A 3,192-nucleotide genomic window follows, 5' to 3' on the forward strand; every position below is an offset into this window, starting at 1 on the left:
CGGTGGCAGCCGCAGATCCGGGCCAAGGCCCGGCAGAAGGCGGCGACCACCGGCGGTATCGTCATCGACACCCGCGCCCGCCTCGGTTACACCGCGCCGATCGGGTCGACAGACCAGGACCGCATCCGGCACCTTACCGTCGCCCTGCCCCCGCAGTACGCCGCCCGACTCTTCGACGCGCAGGAGGCCGGCGCCAGCGACCAGCAGCTACAGGAGATCGCGGCCGAAGCGCTCAAGCAGGTCTACTTCCAGGACGGCGGCCGCCGCGCCGGCAGCCTGGAAGAGGTCCGGTTCACGGACATCGAACACCTGGAGTTCGACCTGTAACTGCTCCCCGAACAGCCGTGAGGCCCGGACCAGCTGGTCCGGGCCTGAGTCCCCGTCCGTTCTGGCAGGAGAGTGGCACGACAGAGTGCGGCGCCAGGGATGCCGCACATGGCCCAGAACCCGATCGGCCTATTCGGCAGTGCTGCTGATTGCCCACCGTGCGAGCGTGGACTGGGGGCCTTTGCGAAGGAGGGCGGCTGAGCCGCACGGACGGTGTGCTCACCGCACGTCACCTGCTGTGGGACGTCGGCTGATGCCTCTCCAGGCCCCTCGCGAACTCGGTGATGAGGGTTTTCGCAGTGGCTCCGGGCGGGGCCAGGACGTACGCCACGGGTGCCGCGTTGTGGGCTGACCCGGGCGTGGGCGGGTTTTTGCGTGTGTGGGCGAGGTGGCAGGCGCGGCCGACGTTCAGCAGGGCGGTGGGTTTCCCGGCTGAGGCGGGTCCGATGGCGATGAGGGAGGGCCGTGCGGTGGTCTGCTGGTGGCGGCCCAGGGCGAAGCTATGCCCGTTCGGGGTGAGTTCCCTGCATGGATCGCGACCCCGCACACCGACCACCGCGCGGGGCCGACGCATCGGCGCCGGCTCACTCACTGACCGCCAGCCCGCCCCGCACATCCTGCGTACGACTCCACCGGAGTCGGTCAGCGCGGGAAACACTCCTTGCTCCCGGTGCCCGCCGGTTCGAAACACACTCGAAGACCGGCGAGATCACCCGCGCCGATCATGGGGGTGAACAGGTAACCCTCGTCGTCGTTTTTGTCGGCGGCTCGGACCCGTTGCGGCGAACTGTTGGGGACCGATACCTCCAACACGTCACCGGTATGTGAGCGCCACATACGCGCCCATGCGGCACCGCACTGCGCGCTGTACCTGACTTCGAAGCGTGCACCGGTGGAGGCGGTGCGCTGGGAGCCCAGTGTGTGGACCCGCCCGGGGATGCCGCAGCCCATCAGCTGGGGGCTCTTGCCCGTGCACGTCTGTGCGTGACATCCAGGGCCGGGCACTGAGGGGGGTGAGGCCCGCCTTGCGGACTTGCCGACCCCGGTGGAGAGCCCGACCACCCCCACCACCGAGGCCAGGCCGACCACACACACGGCAGCGACGACCGCCCGCACACGCAGCGTGGTGCGCGCGGCACCGTCCCTATTCCCTCCAGCACGGCCGGCGGACAGACCGCCCTGGCCGAGCCGGTCGCTGTCCGGCTGCGCTGCTGACCCCCCGGCGGCCGGGCGCGCTGCCTTCCGGGCCCGCCCGCTCCACTCCAGATCAGCCAGTTCCCACAGGGCCAGCAGCCGCTCGGGCGGCTCCTGCGCCCTTGTACACAGCGCCTCGACGGCCTGGCGCGCAGGCAATTGCTTGCCATTGAGGTAGCGCTCCCAGGAGGACTTGCTGTATGCGGTTTCCTTGGCCAATGCAGCCATGCTCAGGCCCGTACGCATCCTCAGCCGGCTCAACTCCTGAGCAAGCCGTGCACACGCCAACGCTGCGGTGCCCGGTGCGGCGTCCTTCACCTCCGAAGCACCTTCCAGGTCTGCGGGCCCACCAGGCCGTCCGTCGCAAGTCCGGCCTTCTCCTGTAGCCGCTTGACGGCCCGCCTCGTCAGCTCCCCATAGACGCCGTCCACGCCACCTGGATCGAAACCCCAGTAGCGCAACAGGCACTGGGCCTCCACTACGTCCCACCCCGGCTGGCTCAGCACGGCGGTGCGGGTGGTGCTGTAGCCCGCGTACCGTTGTCCGTTCTTCCGTTCGACCGCGCAGGGGTAGGTCCTTCCCGGCTTGTAGGCGTAAACGCCATGGGCCGTGGCGGCCGTGTCCTTTCCACTGTCCCTGTGGCCGGTCCAGGGCGTTACCACCAGCAGGCCGACGACCAGTGCGCCGAGTAGCACAGCGGTGAGGACACCGATCGGCGCCGCCCGGCGTGCGCCGACGCCGCGCGTCGGCGCGGCAGCAGCTTCGGCCATCGCGTCGTCTCTCTGCCACGCCTCTTGCGCAAGTTCATGGAGCACGAGGAGCCTCGTCGGCTCCGCACCGCCCACCCGCGCCAGTTCTTCCACGGCCTGTCGCGGCGCCAGCGCCTTTCCGTTGAGGTAGCGCTCCCAGGAGGACCGGCTGTAGCCGGTCTTGGACGCCATCGACGACAGGCTCAGTCCGCTGCGGTCCTTCAGCCGCCGCAGTTGGACGACCAGCTGCTGCACACGGTCGTCAAGGGAATCGGGTAACGCCTTCCAACGCGACATGTTCCACCCCATCCGCGTTCAGGAACCGAAGACCTACTGCGTGCCTCCTGGGTGGTGTTATACGCCATGGCAAGGTCCTCGGTTATCGTTCCGCGCGCCGCCGTGCACCCCTTTCGGACAGCCGGCTCACTTCGGCGGCTCGGGAACCGAGCCGGTGTCCCTGGCCCGGTACCGAGGAGTAAGGCACCGCCTGCCGGCCCAGGCGATGGGCGGCGCCGCGTCGACGCCGCGCCGCGGGCCGCAGCCGCGTAGCGCCTGGCCGTTTCGTTGGCACCGACGTGCTGGCACGGGCTTCTCCCCGCCCACCCGGTCCGAGGATGTCCCGGCGCCACGTCCTGCCCAGCGACGTCCCAGCAGGTCAGAGCATGGGACGTCCCATCCATGCCTCAGCCGGCCGCGATCGCTGTCCGTGGATCGGGAAGGTCCAGCAATCTCGGTGATGCACATCGGGCGGCGCGGTCCACCCCGCGCCGCCCCCATCACTCACGAAAGGAACATGACATGCGGATCAGGATCGTCAGCGCGCGGGCCGGCCTGCTCGCGGCAACCGCTGCCCTCGGTGTGGGCTCCCTGCTCGCCCCGGCCGCCGCGGCGGCGACGCCGCCCAGCACCATCGCCAAGGGGG

The 3,192-nt window shown here is 70.0% G+C and carries 2 protein-coding genes and 2 pseudogenes; 1 reads left to right on the plus strand and 3 read right to left on the minus strand.

Features of this window, described 5'->3' with window-relative positions:
- Positions 1 to 327: pseudogene (locus GT030_RS25855) on the plus strand (XRE family transcriptional regulator); the annotation flags it as partial.
- A 262-nt stretch (positions 328 to 589) separates the two neighbouring features.
- Here the strand turns inward: GT030_RS25855 and GT030_RS36755 are convergent.
- The 3 genes and pseudogenes from GT030_RS36755 to GT030_RS25865 form a co-directional block, all read right to left on the minus strand.
- Positions 590 to 874: pseudogene (locus GT030_RS36755) on the minus strand (hypothetical protein); the annotation flags it as partial.
- A 95-nt stretch (positions 875 to 969) separates the two neighbouring features.
- Positions 970 to 1,839: an XRE family transcriptional regulator gene (locus GT030_RS25860; RefSeq protein WP_161203171.1), complete on the minus strand. Its 870-nt coding sequence runs from the start codon at positions 1,837 to 1,839 to the stop codon at positions 970 to 972.
- Entirely contained in the window at positions 1,836 to 2,567 is a 732-nt protein-coding gene (locus GT030_RS25865) for a peptidoglycan-binding protein (protein WP_202460566.1), read from the minus strand. The genes GT030_RS25860 and GT030_RS25865 overlap by 4 nt, the downstream gene beginning before the upstream one ends.
- Positions 2,568 to 3,192: the final 625 nt, after the last annotated feature.

Origin of the sequence: Streptomyces sp. SID1328, from assembly GCF_009865595.1 — a bacterium.
Classification (GTDB): Bacteria; Actinomycetota; Actinomycetes; order Streptomycetales; family Streptomycetaceae; genus Streptomyces; species Streptomyces griseoluteus.

Coding starts and splice junctions, on each gene's coding strand:
- GT030_RS25865 (WP_202460566.1), bottom strand. CDS start 2,567: ATGTCGCGTTGGAAGGCGTTACCCGATTCCCTTGACGACCGTGTGCAG.